General features: G+C 40.8%; 18 protein-coding genes. 10 read left to right on the top strand and 8 right to left on the bottom strand.

Annotated elements, in window-relative coordinates; all coding sequences use genetic code 11:
- Window positions 1-110 precede the first annotated feature (110 nt).
- Both UABAM_RS00705 and UABAM_RS00700 read left to right on the top strand, forming a co-directional pair.
- Complete coding sequence (locus UABAM_RS00705) at window positions 111-1,220, top strand: pyridoxal phosphate-dependent aminotransferase (RefSeq protein ID WP_151966069.1); 1,110 nt, start codon at window positions 111-113, stop codon at window positions 1,218-1,220.
- Between the two features lie 350 nt (window positions 1,221-1,570).
- On the top strand, window positions 1,571-1,825 hold the full coding sequence (locus UABAM_RS00700) for a hypothetical protein (RefSeq protein ID WP_151966068.1): 255 nt from the start codon (window positions 1,571-1,573) through the stop codon (window positions 1,823-1,825).
- Here the strand turns inward: UABAM_RS00700 and UABAM_RS00695 are convergent.
- From UABAM_RS00695 to UABAM_RS00675, 5 genes are all read right to left on the bottom strand, one after another.
- Window positions 1,817-2,116: a hypothetical protein gene (locus UABAM_RS00695; protein ID WP_151966067.1), complete on the bottom strand. Its 300-nt coding sequence runs from the start codon at window positions 2,114-2,116 to the stop codon at window positions 1,817-1,819. The two genes, UABAM_RS00700 and UABAM_RS00695, sit on opposite strands and share 9 nt — an antisense overlap.
- Window positions 2,091-3,410, bottom strand: coding sequence for a hypothetical protein (locus tag UABAM_RS00690; RefSeq protein WP_151966066.1), 1,320 nt, complete (start codon window positions 3,408-3,410; stop codon window positions 2,091-2,093). The genes UABAM_RS00695 and UABAM_RS00690 overlap by 26 nt, the downstream gene beginning before the upstream one ends.
- 2 nt (window positions 3,411-3,412) lie before the next feature.
- Window positions 3,413-3,979: a hypothetical protein gene (locus tag UABAM_RS00685; RefSeq protein WP_151966065.1), complete on the bottom strand. Its 567-nt coding sequence runs from the start codon at window positions 3,977-3,979 to the stop codon at window positions 3,413-3,415.
- 2 nt (window positions 3,980-3,981) lie between these two features.
- A complete protein-coding gene (gene pilM / locus UABAM_RS00680) occupies window positions 3,982-5,673 on the bottom strand; it encodes a pilus assembly protein PilM (RefSeq protein WP_151966064.1) in 1,692 nt (563 codons plus the stop codon).
- A 268-nt stretch (window positions 5,674-5,941) separates the two neighbouring features.
- Window positions 5,942-6,847 carry a hypothetical protein gene (locus tag UABAM_RS00675; RefSeq protein ID WP_151966063.1) on the bottom strand — a complete coding sequence of 302 codons (906 nt, stop codon included), beginning with the start codon at window positions 6,845-6,847 and terminating at the stop codon, window positions 5,942-5,944.
- Window positions 6,848-7,216: 369 nt separating this feature from the next.
- On the opposite strand from UABAM_RS00675, the gene UABAM_RS00670 reads away from it, so the two are divergent.
- The 8 genes from UABAM_RS00670 (at window position 7,217) to UABAM_RS00635 (ending at window position 15,900) form a co-directional block, all read left to right on the top strand.
- Complete coding sequence (locus UABAM_RS00670; RefSeq protein ID WP_151966062.1) at window positions 7,217-8,227, top strand: zinc-dependent alcohol dehydrogenase family protein; 1,011 nt, start codon at window positions 7,217-7,219, stop codon at window positions 8,225-8,227.
- Window positions 8,228-8,561: 334 nt separating this feature from the next.
- Window positions 8,562-9,290: a hypothetical protein gene (locus UABAM_RS00665; protein ID WP_151966061.1), complete on the top strand. Its 729-nt coding sequence runs from the start codon at window positions 8,562-8,564 to the stop codon at window positions 9,288-9,290.
- A 50-nt stretch (window positions 9,291-9,340) separates the two neighbouring features.
- The gene (locus UABAM_RS00660; RefSeq protein ID WP_151966060.1) at window positions 9,341-10,999 is read left to right on the top strand and encodes a mechanosensitive ion channel family protein; all 1,659 of its coding nucleotides are present in this window, start codon (window positions 9,341-9,343) and stop codon (window positions 10,997-10,999) included.
- A 163-nt stretch (window positions 11,000-11,162) separates the two neighbouring features.
- A complete protein-coding gene (locus UABAM_RS00655) occupies window positions 11,163-12,224 on the top strand; it encodes an NAD-dependent epimerase/dehydratase family protein (RefSeq protein ID WP_151966059.1) in 1,062 nt (353 codons plus the stop codon).
- A 21-nt stretch (window positions 12,225-12,245) separates the two neighbouring features.
- Window positions 12,246-12,896: a TetR family transcriptional regulator gene (locus UABAM_RS00650; protein ID WP_151966058.1), complete on the top strand. Its 651-nt coding sequence runs from the start codon at window positions 12,246-12,248 to the stop codon at window positions 12,894-12,896.
- Between the two features lie 128 nt (window positions 12,897-13,024).
- Window positions 13,025-13,558, top strand: coding sequence for a hypothetical protein (locus UABAM_RS00645; RefSeq protein ID WP_151966057.1), 534 nt, complete (start codon window positions 13,025-13,027; stop codon window positions 13,556-13,558).
- Between the two features lie 51 nt (window positions 13,559-13,609).
- Complete coding sequence (locus tag UABAM_RS00640; RefSeq protein ID WP_151966056.1) at window positions 13,610-14,827, top strand: metallophosphoesterase; 1,218 nt, start codon at window positions 13,610-13,612, stop codon at window positions 14,825-14,827.
- Window positions 14,824-15,900 carry a hypothetical protein gene (locus UABAM_RS00635; RefSeq protein ID WP_151966055.1) on the top strand — a complete coding sequence of 359 codons (1,077 nt, stop codon included), beginning with the start codon at window positions 14,824-14,826 and terminating at the stop codon, window positions 15,898-15,900. Before UABAM_RS00640 ends, UABAM_RS00635 begins: the two co-directional genes overlap by 4 nt.
- Before the next feature lie 127 nt (window positions 15,901-16,027).
- Here UABAM_RS00635 and UABAM_RS00630 read toward each other — a convergent pair whose 3' ends face one another.
- The 3 genes from UABAM_RS00630 to UABAM_RS00620 form a co-directional block, all read right to left on the bottom strand.
- Window positions 16,028-18,007 (bottom strand): 4Fe-4S dicluster domain-containing protein, encoded by a 1,980-nt coding sequence (locus tag UABAM_RS00630; RefSeq protein ID WP_151966054.1) that lies wholly within the window; start codon window positions 18,005-18,007, stop codon window positions 16,028-16,030.
- Between the two features lie 3 nt (window positions 18,008-18,010).
- The gene (locus UABAM_RS00625) at window positions 18,011-18,976 is read right to left on the bottom strand and encodes a carbohydrate kinase family protein (RefSeq protein ID WP_151966053.1); all 966 of its coding nucleotides are present in this window, start codon (window positions 18,974-18,976) and stop codon (window positions 18,011-18,013) included.
- A gap of 175 nt (window positions 18,977-19,151) precedes the next feature.
- Complete coding sequence (locus tag UABAM_RS00620) at window positions 19,152-23,591, bottom strand: hypothetical protein (protein ID WP_151966052.1); 4,440 nt, start codon at window positions 23,589-23,591, stop codon at window positions 19,152-19,154.
- Between the last annotated feature and the right edge of the window lie 227 nt (window positions 23,592-23,818).

Below are 23,818 nucleotides of genomic sequence, written 5' to 3'. Positions count from 1 at the left end.
CGCTTGATCGACAAAACGCCTTACATCGCCTCTTATTTTGAGGCACAAAATACACGTTATTTTGTGCCTCAATTTCTTTTACATAGAAAATTTGTTGATGGGGTACAGCTATGTTTGCAGATCGTGTAAAAAACTTATCCGCTTCGGGAATTCGCAAGGTGTTCGATTTAGGAGCTTCCTTGGAAGATCCCGTTAATTTTTCCATAGGGCAACCGGATTTCGATGTTCCTGAAAAAATAAAAAATGCGGCGATACAAGCAATTCGCGAAGGACAAAATAGTTATACAGTCACTCAGGGAATACCAACGCTACGCGAGAATATCAAAAAACAAATTTCGCAAACACGAGGAGTATGTCCAGAAGAATGTTTTGTGACATCGGGAGTATCGGGAGGAATTTTATTGTCACTCATGGTGCTCATAAATCCGGGAGATGAAGTTATCATACCAGATCCGTATTTTGTCATGTATAAAAACCTGGTTGAGCTTACCGGAGGCATACCCAAATACTACGACTTGTACCCAGATTTTCAATTACGACCGCAAAAAATAGCCGCGTTAATCTCAGAAAAAACAAAGATTATTTTCATCAACAGCCCTTCAAACCCCACAGGAGTTCTGTTTAAAAAGCAAGATCTCCAAGAAGTGGCCGAAATCGCCAAAAAAAATGATATTATTGTGATTTCGGATGAAATTTATAGCTCTTTTCTCTACGAAGGTAGTTACGACTCCATCTATACATATTACCCTGAAAAAACCATACTTCTAGATGGTTTTTCAAAAAGTTACGGAATGACAGGGTGGCGTATGGGATATGCCGCTGGCAACAAAGAAATCATGGAGAAAATGACCACCTTGCAACAATTTTCGTTTGTGTGTGCACCGTCCGTAGCTCAATATGCATGTAACGATGCTTTTGATGTAGATATGACGCCATACATAGATGAGTACCGCAAGAAAAGAGATATGATATATGAAGGTTTAAAAAATAAGGGGTTTACCGTAGAAAAACCAAGTGGATCATTCTACATCTATCCACAAACGCCGTGGGGAACAGGCTCCGAATTTTGCGAAGCTGCCATTGCGAAGAATATGTTAGTGATACCTGGAAAAGCCTTTAGTAACCGCGACACCCATTTTAGAATTTCATTTGCGGTAAGCGACGAAAAAATTGCAGAAGGAATAAAAATTCTAGGAGAACTGGCCGAAAGCAAAGGTTAGAACTGCGTAGTCATCTAACTATTAGAGTGCCATTCTAACTATTAGGTGTCATTCCTGACTATTAGAGTGTTCTCTGGAACTACAAAGCTACCATCGGTAGTGTTATCCCTGACTTGATCAGGGATCCAGGCGCTTTAAAGTTTACTTTATATTGTGGATTCCTGCTTTCGCAGGAATGACACCTTGTGGGTAGTTCCGTTTTAATAAAACTGAAGTTTACTTCAGGGAACGGTTCTCTGGAACTACAAAACAACCTGGACAATGATGACAACCTGGAAAATGATGACAACCTGGAATTAGTTTAAAAATAGAAATCAAAACAACAACCAATTTTAAAACGGAGAAAAGCAATGAATTTTACCGAAGAAATTGATTTGACTCAGTTGAAAAAGATGCCAAAGAAAAAGCGTCTAGAAAAAATAAGCGAATTTGAAGAACAAAAGGCGGTATTGATCGAGAGATACATAGAACTACAGGATATTTTAGATGACTATAACGAACAAATTTATACCATTAGTTGTAAAATAGAACAGCTCAATCTGATTGTTCGCGAACTCAATGCACCAAAAAGTCGAAAGCGCAAAACGAAAAAAGCATTACAGTAAATCGTAATCATCCCGTAAAATATCAGCAATAATACCTTCGTTATTTCCTTCGACAAAAACTCTGCCAACTTCTTCGACTTGTCCATTTGCAGCAATCGAAAATATTTTTTCCGTTGTATATTCAATGCAAAGGCCCGGCGTATCTTTTTGAGGATTTCTCAAAAAATGAAGTTGCAAAGCTGTATGAGTTGAAAATGAATGAATGCTACGAATTCTTTGACAAACTCGTTTACACCATTTGCTAAATTTTCTTACTTGAATTTGTTTATTGCGACGTTTCATTTTTTTCATAGCTAACTTTTTTTACTTGTACGGTAATGAAATATTCATGGTTATCCCAACTCGATATACCACACTGAATACTTCCCATTTTGTAGTAACTTAGAATTTTTTTCACCATTTCTAACTCGATGGCGTCTCCACGCACTCTGTTTTCTAAAATTTTGCGGCAACACTGCGAACAAGCAAGATCTTTCAGATAAACACTGTATAATGAGCGTACCTTTTTTCCGCACTCAGGGCAGGTATCTTCATCACAAGAAGACGGAGAAATATTGGCCTTAGCAATACATTTGAAGCTAAGAGTCTCATCGTCATCCGAAATGACCACAAATAACTCTTTGTCATCGTTAAAGAAGTACAACCATTGGTAAAAAATCCAGGACATACCTGGCTCAAGAGGAAGCGTTATCATCTCGTCAACATTATCATCGCGTTGTATTTTCAGTTGCTGTGCTTCGTGCGGTAAATTTTGATGAATTTCATTTAAATACTCTTCTATTTTTATTTCACGGCTGTTATCAACAACTAAGTTTTTGCTCTCTAGTGAAAAAATTTCCCCTAAAGAATCGGGACATAGATTTTGATAAATCGTATACTGTTGCGGATCACGCAATATTTTATAAAAATTTTTATAGAGAAGTAGAGATCTTTGTTGATGTTTGAGACCTTTACTTGCGGTATTAGAAGCTTTTTGTAACGAACGCAATTCTTTATGCTGCGCAAAATAATCGACAATACGATTTTCCTGAATTTCTCTTATTTTATTGCGCCATACAACATTATTGTTTTCCAAAAGAAATGCAAATCCATACCATAAGCTCAAAATGAAGATGGACTCGCCACAAAATAGTACGACAAAAGAAATCATTTTGTGTGTCACCGTTTCACTAAGAACTAAGCACAGTACAATAAGGAGTAGCAAATAACTCAAAAATAACTTTTTAGGGGCAGGAGTTTCTAAACGAATGGAAAGAAGTAAAAGAGTAATTTGCGTGTTAAGTAAAATCAGAATGACAAATATGGGAAACTGAAGGAGTGTACAAACAAAAATAAATGCGAGGTCAGCAAAAATGAGTAAACGCCTCTCTCCGACATATGGGAATATACGATAGTAGCAATGATAACTCGCACTGCAAAGAGCATACAAAAACAAAAGTATTGCCCACATACCATTTGCGAGAAATAATGCATTTGTTGCCGTAGATAAAAACCAACCACCTAATAGAAAAAACAGCAATACGCTACAAAACCACGCCATCATATAATGTTGACGTTCTTCCACGCGTTTTTTATCTTCGCTCACAATTATTCATCCTCATCATCGTCAGGTACACGATGTACAAAAACCAACTCCACTTTCCATTGATCTTCGTAAGGGCGCGCACTTTCCACCTTGTCCATCTCTAAACTTTTCACCACGAGGTTTACTTTAAGTGCCAAAGCACGCTCTTTTATGTAGAAAATATACCGTGACAGCTTTTCACGGCTAATAGAGCGGAAACCGATGTTGTAACTGCGATCAATAAACGCAATATCATCTTCGTTTTCTTTTTCCAATTCAGGTCCTTCAACACGTTCGGGTGTAATTCCCGGAACAGTGCGTTTGAAGAAAGTAAACGTCTTTTGAATAACAGGTACGTCTGGTACGACAGGGGCGTTGGGGTCCTCTTCATCATCACTTTCTGCAGGCGGTGGCATTTGTGGTTCTAAGGCCACGATCTTTTTATAATCGCGAATTCCTGTATCAAAGCTGCTCACATAGGAGGAATAAGATAAATAGTTGTATATTAGCCAACCCGTGGCTAGGATACACAATACCCCCATCATCCCTATGTAAATTTTATAGCTATCATAACCTTCACTCGAGTCCATACTTATTCATCCTCTTCATTTTCTTTGTAATAAAACTCCATTTTGTACTCACGAGGCAACTCGGAAATTGGAGGACTACGCACGATTTCATTGTCCGTAAAATTTGTTTTGATGGGATCAATTTCCTCAATACTATTGATACGTCTACGCATATAATCCAGAGGACTATCATTTTGTCCAAGAAAACCGCCAATGGTACCATCATTTTGGTCTATACGTAACTCCGTGACAACAATATATGTACGACGGCGCACTTCCGCAAATTGTTCACTAATATCCTTCCAGCGCGTGAAAGCACTTTTTACCTCAGGAAGCTCTCCTGCCCCATCGGCGAGAACACCACGCATTTTTTTCAGAATTCGATATAGAAAATCCGCATTCTTCGCGGGCACTCTAGTTCCAGGTAGTGTGCGTTTCAATATTTTTTCGCCGTTACTGCAAAGCTCGTCATATTTTTTTTGCGCGGCGATGCGGCTTTCTTGGATGCCATACCCTGTCACCAAAAGTAGTAATAAAACAATCGTCACAAGTACTGCCAAAGGAAATTTCATCATCTCAAAACGCTTGGTATAGGCGTACTCTTCCTTGCGAAAATCCATGTCGATCTTATTTTTTCCCAAGCCTTTTAATGCACAACCTAATGCCACACTACCGCTATATAAAACTTCGCGACTAGTGTCATCTGCAAGGTGAATACTTTTCGAATAGTTGAGAAAAGTGGTGTCAATTTTTAGATTTTCTTTTAAAAACTCGGCAATTCCTTGAAGTTGAGATCCACCACCAGTCAGACAAATAAGTTCTATGGGATGTTCCAATTGCAAGGTAAGCATCGTACGGCGAATTTCTTTCACTAAGCGATCAAAAACTTCGGATTTTCGTTGCCCTTGGTCTTCTTTCTCATCGGATTGATGCACGAGAAACATGCGATCTGAACGCATACCATCGGGGACGGGAAGTGTCACGATCAACTCACTTTCCAAATCCCAATCAATATCGTTCCATTCTTCGTCCGTACCATCAGTAGACGCATTTAATTTACCTTCGCCTTCCACAGGCTCATCGTCGCGAAGGTTTGCTCCCAAACGGATGGCGCGAACGTGCTTCATGTCATTTTTATTCATAAATATCAACTTCGTCGCACTTGCTCCAAAGTCGATAATCAGCACCATTTCTCTCTTCATTACCGAAGGGCACAACGCCGAAATATTTGCAATGGCTGTAATATCTAGGTCTACCGAAATAGGGTCAATCCCACATGTTTCCAAAATTCCCAATCTTTGCGAAAGGATTACCTTGGGAACAGCAGCCACAAACAAACGCGATCTTTTGTCATCGGTGTTTAATTTTGCGTAATCAATGATCACTTGCTCGATGGGGTATGAGTGTAAATATTTTTCCGCTTCGTATTTTATAATCTTTTTAATGTGTTCATCTTGCGAAAAATCAACGGTAATCTCGCGCAAAATACTATCTTGTGTGGGAAGAGATAAAATTACATTGTTGCGATCAAGAGCGTTCTCTTTAAAAATAGTATGAATCGCTTCTATTAATAAATTAGAGTTGGCTTGCTCATCTTCCCCAAACGAAAGTTCTAAATCGAAAAAGTGCGTCACACGTATTTTACCTGCACTTGTTTCTAGTTGAATGATTTTTAGACTTTTCGAACCAATATCAATTCCTACAGCGCGAGCCATTTTCTTTGGCACCCCTTTCTGCCTGAGCCGATTTTATTCAGTGATAAAGCACTGGACAAAGTCATTTTGCCAGTTTAAAGAGTGTGGTAAAACAAACCACCTCTTCATAAGACGAGTGATTACGATCAAAGTTTATTTGTTTAGGGCAAATCATCTGTTTTTTAAAATGTTTACCGATGATTTGCCCTAAGAGTATAATCAAATTTTATACAAAGATCAAGAGAGCTAGCTCTTAGAGTCTCTATTTTTATTAGGGAAATGTCAGTGGCTAACTCGTCATCTGAAAAACTTCGCGCCATACCATTTGCGAAAAGCTTCCCCCTTTTGCTTTGCTAGGACGAAATTTTTTGATAAACCCCGATGGTGAAGCTATATGGATAAATCCAACGATGAGCTCTGGGGCAACAGACTTCACGAGAACCTGACTGTTGCGATTCGCTTTCTCTAAGCGACGTTTTTTCAACCATTCGGGAGAAAACCACTCATTGACATACTGCCATTTTTTTTCACTGATGTTCAAAGGAAATTTGCTGTAAAAATTGCACCAAAATGCACAGTGATCTTCGTACTGTGCGTTCAATTCTATGTATTCACTTTCCTCTATGTTACTAAAGTGAATTTGCAAAAAGTGGTAAAATGGTTCACCGAAGCCTACATGCTCAATAAAATCGACAAATTCGTCGCTTACTTCCACTCCGAGAATATCGAACATAAAGCGTTCGTCTTGTTTGCGCAAATCTTTGTAATAGCCACGTTGATCATATGCGTTAAAAATAATCGCATCGCTTTCTTTTGCTTTGCGTTTTTTTGGATGAGGGTACGATTTTTTCTTCCATACCTTGTACAAAGCGTATCCCACCTTGCGAAATTCTTCACGTACAAAGAAATGAAAACGCACGTAGTCATCCAGTACTTTGTTATCAAGTATGGCCAAAAAATCACTATTTTCTTCAATGTCAATCACAACTAGATAGCCATCACAGTTGCGATCTCTTGCCCCTTGTACCGCAAAATAAGAAGGACTTCCTCCTTCTCCAGCATTCGGTTTACTAGCAATACAACAGAATTTTTCTCCGGTGATTTCCGTAAGCCACTGATCATCGGTAACGCTGCGCAAACCATTTTTTTTAATATCTTTTAAAAAATTTTCAGATGTTCCATGAAAAAAAATCATATATTTAAATTCCTAAAATTCGAAAATAAAGAATTGGTGAGTTTTTCTACACAGAGCACCCGCAAGCCAATTAGAGTAATTTGTATTTATAGCGGAAAAACAAAAAATTATGGTTATAATTGTTAACCTTGTCTGGAACTACAAAACAAAATGGTTTTGTAATTTTGACCGTAAGTGATAATTGAACAAAACTTTACACGACCAAATTGTACAATTCCAACAGCAAGTTGAAGTAGTTTCATTTTGATAAAACAACAGCTCGCTGTTGGACACGGTCATTCGTAACAAAAACGAAATACATTTACATTCTACCAAACAATTAGACATGTGTTAAAAAAAAGTTTATTTTTCATTTGGAGCTTTTACAATATGAGATCTATACAAATACAAGAGAGTTTTGGCCTACAACAACTTAAGTTTAACGATTGCAGTGAAAAACCGATTCACGACGACGAAATTGAAGTTTCTATGCATGCCGCATCTCTAAATTACCGAGATTTGTTAATGGTAAAAGGGCTATACGATCCCAAACAACCCTTACCGCTAGTACCTTGTTCCGATGGCGCCGGTGTTGTCACTGCCACCGGTAAAGACGTCTGTGATGTTGCCGTAGGTGACTTCGTCACAACAGTTTTTGCTCCTTACTGGCAATCGGGAACACCAACAACAACACAAATGCGCGGCACTATGGGTGGACCAATCCATGGAGCTTTAACACAACGCTTTGTTGCCAAAAGTTCTCATGTAATGAAAGCTCCTAAACACTTAAACGCTGTAGAAGCGTCTACCTTACCCTGTGCTGCCGTCACGGCGTGGAATGCTCTCGTAGAGGTGGCAAAAATAAAAGCGGGTGATAAGGTTCTCATTCAAGGGACTGGAGGGGTCGCACTTTTCGCTTTACAGTTTTCGAAAATCTGCGGTGCCGAAACCGTGGTACTCTCCAGCAGTGATGAAAAATTGCAAAAAGTAAAAGAGATGGGAGCATCGCACACTATTAACTATCGCACCACTCCCAAATGGAGCCGCGCTGTTCGCGATTGTGTAGGTCAAGTAGATATTGTTATTGAGCTTGGAGGTGCGAAAACTTTAGAACAATCTCTTAAAGTATGTCGTCCCGGAGCCACGATCGCTGTCATTGGAATTCTTTCGGGAATAAAAAATGAAATCAACTTGTTGCCGATTATCATGAATAAAATCAATATGAGCGGTATTCTTGTAGGTTCGCGTAGTTGTTTTGAGAGTATGAATAAAGCCATCGCACACCACAAATTGCAACCAGTTATTGATAAAACATTTGCCTTTTCCGAGACAATACAGGCATTTGAATACATGGAGAGCGCCGCACATTTTGGTAAAATATGTATTGATTTACAAAAATAGGGTGTTGTGAAAGAGTGGTTTTCTTCGTATTGATGCCCTCACCATCGAATTTAAGGCTTTAGCTTCGCTAAAAGCCTTGATTCTCATGCCTCTCCCACAGGGAGAGGCGTAATGCTTCTATTTTGTAAAAAACAAAATTCACTTGATTTGCGAACCAAATTTTAAATACGCATAATTCAAAACAATAAAAGAAATTAAGACGTGTTACGCCTCTCCCCGTGGGAGAGGCATGAGAATAGTAGTTTGCAGCGATAGCTGTAACTACGTATTCGATGGTGAGGGCACCAATCTGAAAACGAATACCCAACGATACTAAAAATAGAAAGTAATTCAAATGAACAATATTTCCAAAGAAGGAATGCAGTCCACCGCCATTGGCTTTGTTGGTGCATTAGTTGTATTTGCATTTCCGTTTGTGACATTTATATTCAGTAACCTCATCATTTTAGTTCATGAAATGGGACATGCCGCTTTTGGAATTTTATTTTCTTACCCGTCCATACCTGCGTTTGACTTTCGCTACGGTGGTGGTGTTACCACAATCCAATCGCGTAGTACTTTTTTTATATTTATCATCTATCTTTTATTTGCCGTAGGACTCTTAAAAATTTCGAACTATCCGCGCCTTTTGAAAGCGGCGGTTGTCGCGATTATCGTTTACTCTTTTTGCGCGTTCACCAGCATACATCAACAAATCATCTTGTTTATGGGCCATGGAACAGAACTGATCATTGCCGGTATTTTCCTCTATCGTGGACTAAGCGGTAGTGCCGTCATTCACAAAATAGAACAACCACTATACAGCATGTTGGGATTTTTTATTGTCTTTTACGATATGCGTTTTGCCTATCGACTAGCTTATGTGGAGTCTTACCGAATTCAGTACGGCAACGCCAAAGGCGGTGGACACTGGATGGATTTTAGTCAATTGGCTTCGTGGATGCAAATTTCCCTATCTTCCATGGCTTTTTTCTTCTTACTGTGTTGTATTTTGCCCGTTGTCTTAAGCGCCTTGGCGCACCTTTATCGTGAAAAAATACTCGCCTTTATCAGTAAAGCTTAAGTAACTTGTTGCACACGATTGCAAAGTGATAGATTTTTTGGAACAAAATTATGTTAGTAGACATTTTAAAATTGCTGGACATCTCTCCAGACATATTTCATGTATTTTTCGTTGTGGTGATTGCCGTAGGATGTTTCGCGCTATTTTTACTTGTGCGTGTTGTTGACTTTGTATTTTTTCGCAGAAAACTGCAAAAACAGGTATGGCTAATAGATCTCATTTGTTTGCCAACGCTTATTTCGATGATCGATATATTCGTGTACAACTTTTTTGGTGGCAATGCGCAAGTATACTTGACAACACGTAATGTCACCAATAGCTTCTTGTGGCTTCTCTTTGCCTGGTTTTTTTGCCGCGGAATGGAAATCTTTATTTGGACCGCTTTCTTCAAAAAATTAACCGGAGAAGAATGCCCACGTCTCCTAACCGGCTTTTTTTCGGCACTGGTATACTTTGCGACTTTCTATATAATACTAACCGTAGTGTACAAAAAAGCCCTAGCCAGTCTATTGATTCCCACAGGGATTATTGCCGGGGTTTTAGGTCTGGCACTACAAAGCCTCATTTCTAACGTTTTCGCTGGCCTTGTCATCGCCGTAGAAAAGCCCTACCGCGTCGGTGATTGGATTGAACTCCCCAATGGAATGAGCGGGCGCGTTATCGACATCACATGGCGTACCACACGCCTATGGTCGCGCAAAAATGGCATCTATATTATTCCCAACGACATGGCCACAAGCAATGCCGTACACAACCACACCATTCTCGACAATAAATATTCCGAATGGTACTACATTGACATCGACGGAGAAGTTTCGCCAAACGTAGCTTTAGAACTACTTACCCAAGCCGCTCTGCGTTGTGAAAAAGTACTCAAATATCCCGCTCCTGTCGTTACCATACATGACATAACATCCCGTCCTTACAAATACAAAATACAAGTTTACTTTGAAGACCACGCCGCACACTGGTACGGAAAAAATGAGCTACTACTAAGAATTCAAAACACACTAATTATCCACGGAATCGCTCCATCAGAAACGCGCATAGAAATCAACAAACTCGAAGAACCCAAAATTAATATACAAACACCAAGGTTAGAAACATATCTACGTAGGGCACATCTATTTAAGTCTCTCTCTGACGACGACCTACGTATCATAAGTATCAACTCAGAGAAAAAGGAATACTATCCAGGAGAGATGGTCATTGTCGAAGGAGACGAGGCCACAGCACTTTTCGTCATCGCCTATGGAATGCTTCGCGTCTTAAAGAAGGACCACACCGGAACCAATCAAGCCGTCGCCGAACTTTCTGCAGGAACAGAATTTGGCGAAATGTCCCTACTCACCGGAAAATGCCGTTCCGCATCTGTGGAAGCTGTCACCAACTGTGTCGTCATTAAAGTGCCAAAAGGAAGCATGAAAGAACTACTCGATCGCAAACCACATCTACTGTCCATGCTAATAGAGAGAATGGTCGAGAGACGTATGAACAGTGAAGGAATGCTCGACAAACTCAGCAAAGACGCGTCAAAAACTCAATTTCTCAACTACACCAAAGAATTATTCTCCACCGTCGCCGCTTTCTTCGATTTGCCATCGCGTAGAGCGACAAAAATTATGCGCGAATCTCCTCTCGCTTCGCCGAGTCGCGAGACAGAAAAACTTGACAGAGAAACCATCGAGGAGAAAAAAAAAAATAAGTAGGTACCGTTGAATTCTATTTTTTGACAGGATTAACGGGATGAAACAGGATATATAATAAATGAAGTGCCAGGTCTTTTTTCCAAAAAAAACTTGACAAAAGACGAACCGTCTCTTAAATTAGAGACATTACGTCTCTTAATTAAACTTACAAAAGGAAAAAGCCATGAACATTGATAAAACAAAACCTGTTATGGTAACAGGCGCAACGGGTTATGTTGCGGGTTGGGTCGTGAAGCGACTCTTAGAAGAAGGCTTAGTGGTCCACGCCGCGATTAGACAACCAGAGAACAAAGAAAAAACAAAATATCTCGACGAAATCGCCGCAAATTCTCCAGGTAGTATCAAATACTTTAAAGCGGATCTCCTTACCCCAGGAGCGTACGCCGAAGCGATGCAGGGATGCCAGGTGGTTTTTCACACCGCGTCACCGTTTTTTCTGGATGTGAAAGATGCGCAAAAGGAACTCATTGAACCAGCAAAAATGGGAACGCGCAATGTACTTGAAGATGTAAATAAAACCGAATCGGTGAAGCGTGTGGTACTGACGAGTAGTTGTGCAGCGATTTATGGTGACAATCGCGATCTGTACAACGCACCGCAACAAACGCTTACCGAAGAGGTATGGAACACCAGTTCGTCGGTAGAACATCAACCGTATTCGTATTCCAAAATGCTTGCGGAAAAAGAGGCGTGGGATATTTGCAAAGAGCAGGATCGCTGGGATCTTGTCACGGTGAACCCTTCATTAGTTCTTGGCCCAGGAATCAATCCATTTGGTACTTCGGAGAGCTTTGCGCTCATTAAGCAAATGGGTGATGGTACATTTAAGATGGGTACGCCCAACTGGGCGATTGGTGTGATTGATGTGCGTGACTTAGCCGAAGCGCATTTGCGTTGTGCGTTTATTCCCGAAGCGAAGGGACGCTATATTATCTCAGCACAGTCTTCTAGTTTTCCGCACATCGCATCTATTTTGCGCGAAAAGTTTGGCAAAGCGTATCCATTCCCGAAAAAGTCGTTACCTAAAGCCATGGTGTGGTTATTTGGTCCTATCGTAAATCCTGGTTTAAGTAGAAAAGCGATCAGTTATAATGTCAATCATCCGTGGAAGGCAGACAATAGCAAAAGCAAAAAGGAATTGGGTATGGAGTATCGCCCTTTGCAAGAGTCTCTCGCAGATTTTTTTCAACAAATGATCGACAACGGGTACTTTAATAAAAAATAATCCGCAAACTACAGGACAATTATGACTTGGGAACGAGCAAGAACGGAACAACAAAAACAACAACGTATACAAGAAATTATTGATGCTACAGCGCGATTGTATCAGGAGCGTAGTTTTGAAGAAATCACATTCGCTCTTATCGCCAAAGAAGCAAAATTTACGCGTTCTAATTTGTACAAATATTTTAACTCAAAAGAAGAAATATTTTTCGAGTTTTTAAAATACGACATTGTCACATGGCGCAAGGACTTTGTGTCTAGCGTTTGTGACAAAGCTTTTTCGGTCGAAGAATTTGCCGAAATGTGGTTTGAAGTGCAACAACGCCACTTGCGCATGCAAGATTTAATTTCGATACTTTATGCACATTTGGAAAAAAAATCTTCTTTAGAAACACTGGTGAGTTTCAAGAAAATGGTGGTGTCAGAGTTTGGAATTTTATGTGGCGTTTTGCAAAGTATATTTCCAAAACTCTCTGTGGCAAATGCCATTAAATTTCTGCAAATACAGCTAGCTCTCTCCATTGGCCTCTACACGATGACCGATTTGTCACCCACGCAAGAAAAGGTGTTTGAGATCACCGAATTTGCGCATCTCAAAATGGGATATCCGCAGTATTTCAAGCAATCACTGGTATATATGTTGCGTGGTCTTATCAATGATAGTAAGGTTTGAAAATAGCTTTATTTTTCAAAAAATATTCGCTATGATATGGCCAATGTAACTTTACCTATATCTATGCTCTAATTGCTAGCTAAGCTAGCAGTTAGGGGCTTCATTGTTTCTTTTTAGACGGGAAAAACATGTATCTACTTGCATTTTCTGTTTCTGAAAACCTCATGAACATACTGAGTCTATCGGGTTCTATCGTTGCGGCAATATTAAGTGCGTTTATCTTTTTTCGTACATCCAACAAAGAACGCCCGCGTATTTTGATTCGCCAGACTTCCAAGGTACAACCTGCTCAGGATGTATGGAAAACAGGCGAGGTTTTCCGCAATTATTTTGAAACCTCATTTATCATCGCCAACCAAAGCTCTTTACCCAATGCTCTACTAGGAGTAAAATCCTTTTTCCAAATAGACGGTAAATGGGTAGAGGATGATATTATGACAGCAGAAAAGACACCTTTACCACAAAACATCCAACCTCTATGCACAGTTCCTTTCCAAGTGAGTGCGGTGAAATGGATCGAAGGTGAACCCGGAAAAGACAATGCCGAACGTGCAGAATCCCATCCTTCATTACCTGATAATCTAAAAATTCGCCTGCAATTTGAAATGCTTTCAGGTAAACCAGTAAATGTTGATATGGAATATCAGCGCAAAGCAAAATAATCTCCACTCCAACGCGATCAGCGTTGGAGATACAACGAAAAGAGGTTTTTGATGAAAAAGTTTGCTGTCGTAGTCGTTTTATTCCTCTGTATACATGCAGAAAATTACACGTACTTGACCTGGGAACAACACGATATTCACAATCATATCACCGTTCATTTCTTTTCTCCCAATAAGCGCTTTCCCTCTTTGTTGGTAAATTATTCTTCTGACAAACAACAAGGTACACAACCATTCGTAGAAACAGGCATTCCTTTTATTGACAACGTCTACGTTCGCTCAACGGTAGGTGGTTCGGTCACAAAAGTAAAAAACAAATACCAATACGTTTACCACACAACTCTACACAATTTACGCGCTGGTTGCGAATATACGTTTCGTCTTCATGACCACAGCAAAAATTTTGAAGGTAAAACCAAAAAATTCCGCACACCTCCTTTGCAAAAAATTCGTTTAATTGCGGGTGGCGATATGGGATACGCTGACACCGAAATAGTTCCGATCTTACAACAAGCCGCAGCTAAAGCTCCCGATGTAGCGCTCATCGGTGGTGACATTGCCTATGCGAATGGCGAAAAGAAAAATTTGCCACGGTGGATTTCATGGTTTAAACATTGGCAGGACAACATGGTGTCGAAAGAAGGCCATCTCATTCCGATGATTTTAGCCATAGGTAATCACGAGGTAGACCGTGTACTTTTGTGGAAACAAGCCCCTTTTTACTTCGGTTTTTTCTTTCAAGGGGGTAAACCTTACTTTACGAGAAAAATAGGTAAACACGCGACATTAATCGTCCTAGATACCGATCATATATACTCGTACTCTTCGCAGCGTCGCTGGTTAAAAAAACAACTGCAAAAGTACAACAACAGCACTTTTAAAATAGCGATGTACCATGTTCCATTGTATCCTGCACACCGCGACTTTGACAATAGCGACAGTGTCACCGCACGACAGTTGTGGCTTCCGTTATTTGATCAATACAACCTTGACATAGGGCTAGAACACCACGACCATGTTTTCAAAAGAAGTAAACGACTCAAAAACAACCGCGTTGTACAACAAGGCGGAACGATTTATTTGGGCGATGGTAGTTTCGGGCGTAGGCCGCGTTCTGTGGAAAAACGTTACTATATAGAAAAAGCGCTTCAAGCGAAGCACTTTTGGTTTTTGGAAATAGATACTAATCGCATATTTATCCAGGCAGTAGATGACAACGGAAAAACTTTAGACCAATTTACCCTCGACAAAAAAGGAGAAAATCAATGACGGCCCAAAACAAAATTTTATGCACGCGTTTATTGCAAACATTAGACTCCGAAGAAAGGTTCGGAGTACCTTATGGTACAACATCTCCTTTTCATTTTGGTTTTCGAGATTTTGCCTTCTCTCACCCAGGAAGTCGTAGTCACAAATACTATATTGACCTGCGCTCTTATCACAGTATTCGCGGATATCGCCAAGCGGTAGCGGAATTATATAAAGATGAAAAAATTGAAATAGAGGTCAATGGCGAGACGCGAAAATTCCCCATTCAGATCATTTCGATTCCCGTGGAAGATCAGAGGAAATTACAAGAAATAGCGGAAAAAAACAACTACGAAGGTGAACTACTAAAACAAGAAGACGAAGAACTCGTGTTTATATCCAGTCTGCCTTCTCCGCGTTTATTGGGCGTACCACCTAAGGGAAAGAGCCGTTCTGATTATCTACAACTAAAAACCAATAAAGTCATTGATATTGCGATCATTACACGCCAAAGTAACGAAAAAGAGGGAAAAAAAGCGTTGGCCAAAGAAATCTCCAAATGCCTAGCTCCGATAGAACCAACTTTGGCATTTGCCACAAAAACAGCACAATATTTAGCCAATGCCATGCCCAAACCTGTAGGGATCTCACTACGCGGAACAATCGCCGATAATCCTGTGGTTTTTGAAGATTCGTTTCGCGTTCCCGTTTCGGGAAAAAATTTCTATGAGATCACCAAAGAAAAATCTTGGCCGACTTTAGATATCGATTTAGACATTTTTTGTGGGGAAGAAGATTTTCAAGAAATATATGAAACGCTATGTGACGAACACCTGTTTTTTGAAGTCAATGCCGAAATAAAAGGTTTAAACCTACATAGCCAAATGCAAGAAAAGCTATTTTACAAAGAAAAAAATTTGCGCAGTATCGATATATACTTAATGACCGAGGAATGGGTGATGAAAAGTGTACAGCGTCACTTAAATTTGGGATTTGAACAACCGTGGGCTTATTACTATTTCAATTCGCACGCGTTGGTATTTGACGATTGGGTAAATTTTTTGAAATCACTGAATCGTCATATCTTTAATTAGACAATGGAAATCAAAATGGAAATGTAGGGGCGGACCTTGTGTCCGCCCGTTCCCTCAAATACAATTGGATACCCGTTTGCAATCATGAATCCCAAACAAAAATGCCCACAAGAATGTGGACATTTATTTAACAGCAATCGCCAGAAAGCATGGCATAATTCACTTGTTCGCTACGGTTTACACCGCGGCGTAGCAAATTCATCCAAATCAAATATGTGCCGTCGATTTCTGTTCCTTCTGCGGCGTCACCTTGTATTCCTTCGCTCGTCATACGAAACGTTTTTCCACGATAGTTAAATTCGCAAGGAGGCAAATCCGCTGTAGAGTCTTGGTGATCGTTTGCCACTTTTAAAGTGTATTCATTGCCATCAAAACGCGCCCACAGAGTTTCCTCGTCAGAAGTTTTCTTTAAAAAGAAACCATCGAACTGTTTATCTTCTTGCCATTGTTCCAAACTACTAAAAAATCGTGGCTTTAAAATGTATGGTCCACCCAAGTCTGGGCAAAAAGTATCACAGTTGCCACACTCATTGCAAAAGTCAGCAAAGTTTGCGATTTGGTGCCTTTTATTCACCGAAACTTCTCCCGATTCCTGTTTTTCCCACATACTATTTTTGCGCACAAATTTCGTTACCGGTACCGAGCCTTTCTCTAAAAAATACGAGAAATTGGCGTGGTTTGGACACACAGGAATACAAATGTCACATGTCAGGCAGTCAAATATTTTCATTTTCGTACCTGGCTTCGGTGGGGTTTTGGTGTGTTTGCTTTGGTGATATTCGCCTTCGGGATCAGCTACCGCAGCCGCATAATTAAGACTGTTTACTTTCAACGCCTGCGACAGACTCGAAACTTCACTATCGTTTTCTTGAGCGCGGGCAGTGATATAACTAGGGATATCGTTGCAATTGTGTTTCTTCATATCTTTTGCCAAAGCTTGGAAATACTTTGCCGAACGTGCATAACCACCTTTGCGCAGTAAATCCGTGCAAACGGTTATAGGTTTAAAACCGAGTGATGCGGCGTGATGAAAATTGTTTGGTGCAATTCCTGCGGAAAAGGAAATGGGAATTTCATTGCCAAAGTGTTCGCGAAATTTGGAAACTATTTGTATTGCCAATACATGCAGCGGTGCACCCGATGCGTACATGACTTCCTCTTTTTCCGCAAAAACTTTGCGATAGTTTTCGACGATAAGAGTATTGGTAAATTTTGCCCCGTAGCTCACTCCACAATCCGTGGCCAACTTTTTCATTCTCTCACAAATTCCCAGGGCTTGATCCCATTGCATGTCGTCATCAAATGCCTTATCGGGAACGACTAGGTCGGTGTACTCTAAGCGTTCGTGTAAAATTTCGCGTAACTTTGCCTTTCCCAAAAGAGTGGGGTTAAATTTTACGATAGTATTTAACCCCATTTCGCGGATTAAAAAACTAGCTATTTTTTCCACTTCATCTGGAGGACAGCCATGAAATGTAGATAAAGTCACGGAATCTGCAATCTTTGTTGTAAAAGGAATGTCGCGTAAATGAGCATACTCTTGTGGAATTTGTTGGCGGTACAAATCTACGATATCACTGGCATCACGCATTTTGCTCACGTAATGTTGTATCTTATCACTTTGTATGCCTTTTAGGTCGTATCCTAAAGAAATATCTAAAACAGTGTCGAGATCTCGTTCTTGCCATGAGACAATACCACTGTGCTTTAGTATATCGATTAACATCGACCCCTTTACATATTCGTGCAATGATTCTTCAATTTTTAACTCTTGCGACCATTCCACATTGTAACCAACGTTAGGAACATCGATGCATGGACGTGGAATGTCCAATTCATCGAGAATTTGTACCGTTTTTAACTCTATAATTCTCGCTCCACATAACCACGACATGGCAATATTTTGTGCCATTTGTGCATGAGGACCAGAGGCTGGCCCAAATGGTGTTGCCGCACGTTTATTGTGAAACTGTATTGAAAAGTCAAGGTTCTCTGGAGTATGAAAAAAGGATTTTTGCTTGATGTCAAAGATAGATTTTTGTATTTCCCATTCGCGAAATATCCTTGTAACAAGTTTTCCAAATGAATAAGGAATTAATTCAGCCATTTTTTACCCATTAAAAAGTTTAACTACATCTTCATTCTGACCATAATTTTCTGAAAATCTTGCGATGAAACTTTCCGCATCGTAAGCAAAGTTCTGCGTTCCGGTGCACTCGACGGCATAACACGCGGCCGTGGATGCAAGCTGTCCACATGTTTCCATCGGTAAATCATTTACAAGACCTTTTAGTAAACCAGCGCGATAAGCATCCCCTGCTCCTGTCGGGTCTACAAAATTGTCTGTTTTTACCACGGCAACTTTTGTTTCTTCGTCTTTATGATAAATGACAGACCCTTCGCCACCAAGGGTTACGATAAAATAATCGACTAGCTGGCGCAGTTCTTCTAAACTCTTTCCAGTTTTATCCACGATGAGATCCGCTTCATATGAATTGACCAATACGATATGCGAACCATTCAACAAGCTCATAATTTCTTCGCCGTTAAACGCTGGCAATGAGTGCCCTGGATCGTATATGTACTTGGTATTTGTATTGCGAAATGTTTCGGCGTGGCGCAACATACCCGTTTTGCCATCAGCAGCAATAATTGCAATCTTTATGTCAAACTTATCAAGAGTTGGTTTAATGCAAAAATCATTTGCCAGCATGGCTCCACCATGAAATGCAGTGATTTGATTGGCATTTAAATCGGTAATAATATGCGCAGAAGCTGTCCACTCGTTTTCTAAAACGACGATCTCAGAGGTAACAATACCACGTTGCTCTAGAAAAGTGCGATATTCATCAAAATCTTTCCCTACGGTTGTTGCAATGACCGGAGTTTCTTTCAGTAAAGCAAGGCTGTAGGAAATGTTACCTGCGGTTCCCCCTCTGTTCTTACTCAGATCACTCGCTGTAAAACTCACATTTAACTTATCGATTTTGTCAGCAAGTATGTGCTTGGAAAAAGTGTCTCCGAAATGCATTATGTAGTCATAAGCTAGAGAACCAGTAACTAAAATTGTTGGCATAATTTACTTTCTAATATAAAAATTTTAACTCGTGACAGGGCGATAACGCCCTTGAAATAAATATTTTGTGGGTAAAAGATTGTAGCACTCTGTAGTGAAAATAGTATTTTAGGTATACAAAATGCATTTAGTAGTGGTAGGATTGCTGTTGGTATTTTGAGTTTCAGCTTATGTTTTAACGTTTCTTTAAGAGTTCGTGCGTAAATTGAGGTCCCGGAGCAATTTTTTTGATGTCAATGTCAATGAGTTTATTCCCACGCCTGATATGAACTTTTTGGTATTGGTTTTGGCGTACGGCAAGCTCTCTAGCGGCATTCACTTCGATCGAAGTGTGAACGTACTCTTCGTCAAAACGGAGTATCGTATCGTTCAATTTTAGTACATTGTTTCGTGGAGCTTCTTTGACGACGATGCGCACGTAGTCTTGAAAACGCTGCATATTGCGATTGTTTGCGGCAAACTCTTTTATTTTTGCTTGGTACTCGGAAAAAAATGAAGCAATGGTGTTAAAGGATTCGTCTAACAAACCAAGAATGCGAGGATAATACTGGCGAAATCTGGGGTTTACCATATAAGAGCGAGCTTTTGCTGCCAGTATTATATAATTTAGCAAAGCCTTTTCCTTTTTTTTTATATTACGCGGTGATTCTTTTTTTTTGATTGCCCTGTTGAGGGAAACTCTTTGTACGTCGGCAATAATTCCTAAAGAAATGCACGGCAAGTGTATAAACCTTTTCCCCTGAATGTTTTTGTAAACTTCCTTAAAGATAGCGACTTTCTTACTTCCATTGCCTGTTTTGTATTTTGTGAAGAGATGTAATTCCTTCATCACCAAGTAGTCAAGTTTGCTATCGTCAGGTTTTGACATACTTAAAAACTTTTCAATATACTGCCCTGCTTTTTGCAAGGAACTGTCGTCTTGTGTTCGAAAATTGCTAATTCCAAGCTCATAGTAAAATGGAGCATAGCCTTGATCAATATTGACAGCTTGATCAAGTAGTTCGTATTGTTTTTGCCCACGAACTCTTTCAAGTATGGCAACTCTAGCCTCATGTATATCGGCTTTTGCTGTTCGGTAGCCATCGTTTTGCAATTCTTTGGCCAATTTAAGTGCGTCAATGAGCAACCCTTTTGCCTTCATCACCTTCATTTTTACGGACTTAATTTTCAGAAAGCCCGGGTCAGAATCTAAAGCTTTGTTACAAAAATCAATACATAGCTCGTAATTTTCATCTTTCTGTGCGCACACAGCTAAAATATAGTAACACTCTGTGGGATTGCTCAGGCTCTCAAGAGCTTTTTCCGCATCAAGTTTTGCTTCACGGTAACGATTACTACGAAAAAAACATTTGGCGCGAAGAAAATACGCTTGTTCATAATCAGGTCTTTTACTGATGATGTAACTCAGGTTTTTTATTGCCTCTCGTGTGCGCGGTGGAGAGTTAATCTCCATAGACTCTTGCGCACTTTTATAGTAGGACGCCAGGGTACTTTCATCGATTTCAGGATCTTTAGTGATATCGTTTACTGGCTGGCCGTCTTCGCTTACCTCTGCCACTTCGGTATTTTCCGTGTTGTTATCTATCTCCCCGACGCGGCGCTCTCCACCCTTCATCAAGACAACAACAGTAACAATGATTAATATCGCAATACAGAAAATGAGTACCGCTAGCAAGTATTTTATTTCTTTACTGCTAAGGCTCGAACGCTCAGAGCGTGCACTAACACGGCGTGATATGCGTGAACCGCGTTGTCTTGGTATATTAATTTTCTTATGACTTTGTGACCTTCGCGACGAAGGAGTCGCTTTTGGTGCGGCAAAATTGTTTTGCTGTGGTGCCGCAGGAGGACCACCGGCAAATGGTGAATCCGTTGGTGGAAATGTTCCTATATTTTGTTGAAAGGGCGGCGCCCCCATGCCTGGATTAGGATTCGCAGGAGCCGCAATAGTTACGTCACCGGTATTCACAACATCTGGTAAATCGAAACCACCACCTTGTGGTTGCGGAGGTTTAATGTCACTACGCAGATCTGGTGGGTTAAAAAAGTCAGACTCTATATCGGAATCAGGTGGAAGTTGCTGATTCTGATTATTAATGCTTTCCCAATCCCACTCTTGTGTTTGTGCGTTTGGTTCGCCTGTTAATAAATTATTGTTTTCGTAGGAAATTGTTGGATCAGATGCACTTAGAGGATCGAAATCGTTGGCGTTCATCGAATTCTCTAAATTAATGGGGTCTGCAATAGGTTGCATCCCGAATGTATCGCTTGGTATATTCTGTGAATTTCCCAAATCAATAACGTTATTCATCGGCATGTTGTTGTTACCGCCAGACAAATCAATTGTCGGATCACTAGCTGGGTTGAAAGGATCTCCCCCCTGACCAGCAAAAAATGAATCGAGATTTTGGCTATTTGGTGTTCCACTAAAGAAAGAGCCACTTTCACCTGGTCCACCATTGTCACTTAAGGTTATTTCTTCACCTGTGGTAATTTTATCAATACTCGACTGAGAAAATAAATCAATCGCCCCTTCTTGCTCTTCGGAAATGGTAGCGTCTTCTTCCGGACTTATTTGGCTACCTTGGTTAGGTTGTCCAAAGATATCAAATCCACTATTATTTCCTGTATCGGGAAATTGGTTAAAAAAAGAATCTTGACCACCTGTGGCCGGCTGGTTTGAAAAAATGTCGTTGGGATTTGTTCCACCGAATGGATCACTTCCTTGTTGGCCGCCAGCGAATGGATCACTTCCTTGTTGGCCGCCAGCGAATGGATCGCTTCCCCCTCCTAAGTCAAATGGAGTTCCCGATCCGCCAAATGGATCACTTCCTTGTTGGCCACCGCCAAATGGATCACTTCCTTGTTGGCCACCGCCAAATGGATCACTTCCTTGTTGGCCACCGCCAAATGGATCACTTCCCTGTTGGCCACCGCCAAATGGATCACTTCCTTGTTGGCCACCGCCAAATGGATCACTTCCCTGTTGACCACCGCCGAATGGGTCACTTCCTTGATCACCACCACCAACATCAAATGGAGAACCACTATCCCCTAAGTCAAATGGTGTTCCCGATCCACCAAATGGATCACTTCCTTGATCTCCACCGCCGAACGGATCACTCCCTTGTTGGCCACCGCCAAATGGGTCATTTCCTTGATCTCCGCCAGCAAAAGGATCACTTCCTTGTTGACCGCCAAATGGGTCACTTCCTTGATCTCCACCGCCGAACGGATCACTCCCTTGTTGGCCACCGCTAACATCAAATGGAGAACCACTATCTCCTAAGTCAAATGGTGTTCCCGATCCACCGAATGGATCACTTCCTTGTTGGCCACCGCCAAACGGATCACTTCCTTGTTGGCCACCGCCAAATGGGTCACTTCCTTGATCTCCACCGCCAAACGGATCACTTCCTTGTTGGCCACCGCCAAATGGGTCACTTCCTTGATCTCCACCGCCAAACGGATCACTTCCCTGTTGACCACCGCCAAACGGATCACTTCCTTGATCTCCGCCAGCAAAAGGATCACTTACTTGCTGACCACCGCCGAACGGATCGCTTCCCTGTTGTCCACCTGCATCAAATGGAGAACTACTATCTCCTAAGTCAAATGGTGTTCCTGATCCACCAAACGGATCACTTCCTTGGTCTCCACCACCAAATGGGTCGCTTCCTTGTTCTCCCCCAGCGAATGGGTCACTTCCTTGTTGAACGTCATTCGAAAAGGGGTCACTGCCTTGCTGTCCACCAGCGAACGGATCGCTTGCTTGTTGACCACCAACATCAAATGGAGAGCTGTTGTCTCCCAAATCAAACGGTGTTCCCGATCCACCAAATGGATCACTTCCTTGATCTCCACCGGCAAATGGATCACTTTGCTCTACTTCGGAAGAACTTATGTCAAATGGTGTGCCTGACCCGTCGTCAAAAGGGCTTGCTTCACTGATATCAAAACCGGAATCACTTCCGGAAGTAGGATCAAAAGGAGTACTTGCTCCCGTATCAAAAGGACTTGCTTCTCCCACATCAAAACCGGAATCACTTCCAGAGTTGGGGTCAAACGCAGCACCAGAACCAGTATCAAAAGCCGTAAAAGGTTGTTCAGGCGTTGCAGATTCTTCATTGTCGGTCACGCTTAGAGCAACAGCATCTTGAGCATCAGAATCATCATCAACAAAAATATCCTGCGCAGAATTAATATCGAAATCTGGGGATTCGTTCTTGTCTACTTCCAATTTCATGCTATCGGAATACCCTAAATCTAACGGAATACCATCTTCTACAGGTTCATCATCCTCATCTTCCACAATCATTTCGTCTGAAATATCATCCGCCATCATCTCAACAGAAGATTCATCAAAATCATCAATTTCATCGATTTCTTCGATTTCCATATCGGAAGAATCATCATCATCTAAATCTTGTGGAGCTTGACGTTGTAAGATACCAGACACTGCATCAGAAGAAATGTACCCTCTTTGGACCATTATTTGCCCCAAAGGTTGCCCAATCGCTTGTGTTTTCTGTATTTGCAAGCATTCTTCCACTTGTGCAGAAGATACAAGTCCCATAGAAACAGCTAATTGTCCAAATTTCATTTTACCATTCATGGCCGCATCCATTACATTGACCTTTTCTGCTAGGAATTTTAAAATACCGTTAAACGGTTAACTGTTTTGCAATTTGTTAGGGAGTTCTCTAAGAGTTGCCTAAACGTTATTTGTAATTAAAGGATAACAAACCATACACAATTTTTCCAAGATTTTTTCAAACTATTCCCTGCACCAGACATTATTTTTTTGCTATATTGTACACTCGTTTTTCACAATAGCTTAAA

It is taken from the genome of Candidatus Uabimicrobium amorphum, assembly GCF_009002475.1.
GTDB classification, from domain to species: domain Bacteria; phylum Planctomycetota; class Uabimicrobiia; order Uabimicrobiales; family Uabimicrobiaceae; genus Uabimicrobium; species Uabimicrobium amorphum.
Note: the sequence above shows the minus strand (reverse complement) of the source record. Positions and strands in the feature narration are given on the sequence as shown.

What these genes read in the sequence shown, in the direction of transcription:
- UABAM_RS00705 (WP_151966069.1), top strand. Translation starts at nt 111, where the DNA reads ATGTTTGCAGATCGTGTAAAAAACTTATCCGCTTCGGGAATTCGCAAG.
- UABAM_RS00700 (WP_151966068.1), top strand. Translation starts at nt 1,571, where the DNA reads ATGAATTTTACCGAAGAAATTGATTTGACTCAGTTGAAAAAGATGCCA.
- UABAM_RS00695 (WP_151966067.1), bottom strand. Translation starts at nt 2,116, where the DNA reads ATGAAAAAAATGAAACGTCGCAATAAACAAATTCAAGTAAGAAAATTT.
- UABAM_RS00685 (WP_151966065.1), bottom strand. Translation starts at nt 3,979, where the DNA reads ATGGACTCGAGTGAAGGTTATGATAGCTATAAAATTTACATAGGGATG.
- pilM (WP_151966064.1), bottom strand. Translation starts at nt 5,673, where the DNA reads ATGGCTCGCGCTGTAGGAATTGATATTGGTTCGAAAAGTCTAAAAATC.
- UABAM_RS00675 (WP_151966063.1), bottom strand. Translation starts at nt 6,847, where the DNA reads ATGATTTTTTTTCATGGAACATCTGAAAATTTTTTAAAAGATATTAAA.
- UABAM_RS00670 (WP_151966062.1), top strand. Translation starts at nt 7,217, where the DNA reads ATGAGATCTATACAAATACAAGAGAGTTTTGGCCTACAACAACTTAAG.
- UABAM_RS00665 (WP_151966061.1), top strand. Translation starts at nt 8,562, where the DNA reads ATGAACAATATTTCCAAAGAAGGAATGCAGTCCACCGCCATTGGCTTT.
- UABAM_RS00660 (WP_151966060.1), top strand. Translation starts at nt 9,341, where the DNA reads ATGTTAGTAGACATTTTAAAATTGCTGGACATCTCTCCAGACATATTT.
- UABAM_RS00655 (WP_151966059.1), top strand. Translation starts at nt 11,163, where the DNA reads ATGAACATTGATAAAACAAAACCTGTTATGGTAACAGGCGCAACGGGT.
- UABAM_RS00650 (WP_151966058.1), top strand. Translation starts at nt 12,246, where the DNA reads ATGACTTGGGAACGAGCAAGAACGGAACAACAAAAACAACAACGTATA.
- UABAM_RS00645 (WP_151966057.1), top strand. Translation starts at nt 13,025, where the DNA reads ATGTATCTACTTGCATTTTCTGTTTCTGAAAACCTCATGAACATACTG.
- UABAM_RS00640 (WP_151966056.1), top strand. Translation starts at nt 13,610, where the DNA reads ATGAAAAAGTTTGCTGTCGTAGTCGTTTTATTCCTCTGTATACATGCA.
- UABAM_RS00635 (WP_151966055.1), top strand. Translation starts at nt 14,824, where the DNA reads ATGACGGCCCAAAACAAAATTTTATGCACGCGTTTATTGCAAACATTA.
- UABAM_RS00630 (WP_151966054.1), bottom strand. Translation starts at nt 18,007, where the DNA reads ATGGCTGAATTAATTCCTTATTCATTTGGAAAACTTGTTACAAGGATA.
- UABAM_RS00625 (WP_151966053.1), bottom strand. Translation starts at nt 18,976, where the DNA reads ATGCCAACAATTTTAGTTACTGGTTCTCTAGCTTATGACTACATAATG.
- UABAM_RS00620 (WP_151966052.1), bottom strand. Translation starts at nt 23,591, where the DNA reads ATGAATGGTAAAATGAAATTTGGACAATTAGCTGTTTCTATGGGACTT.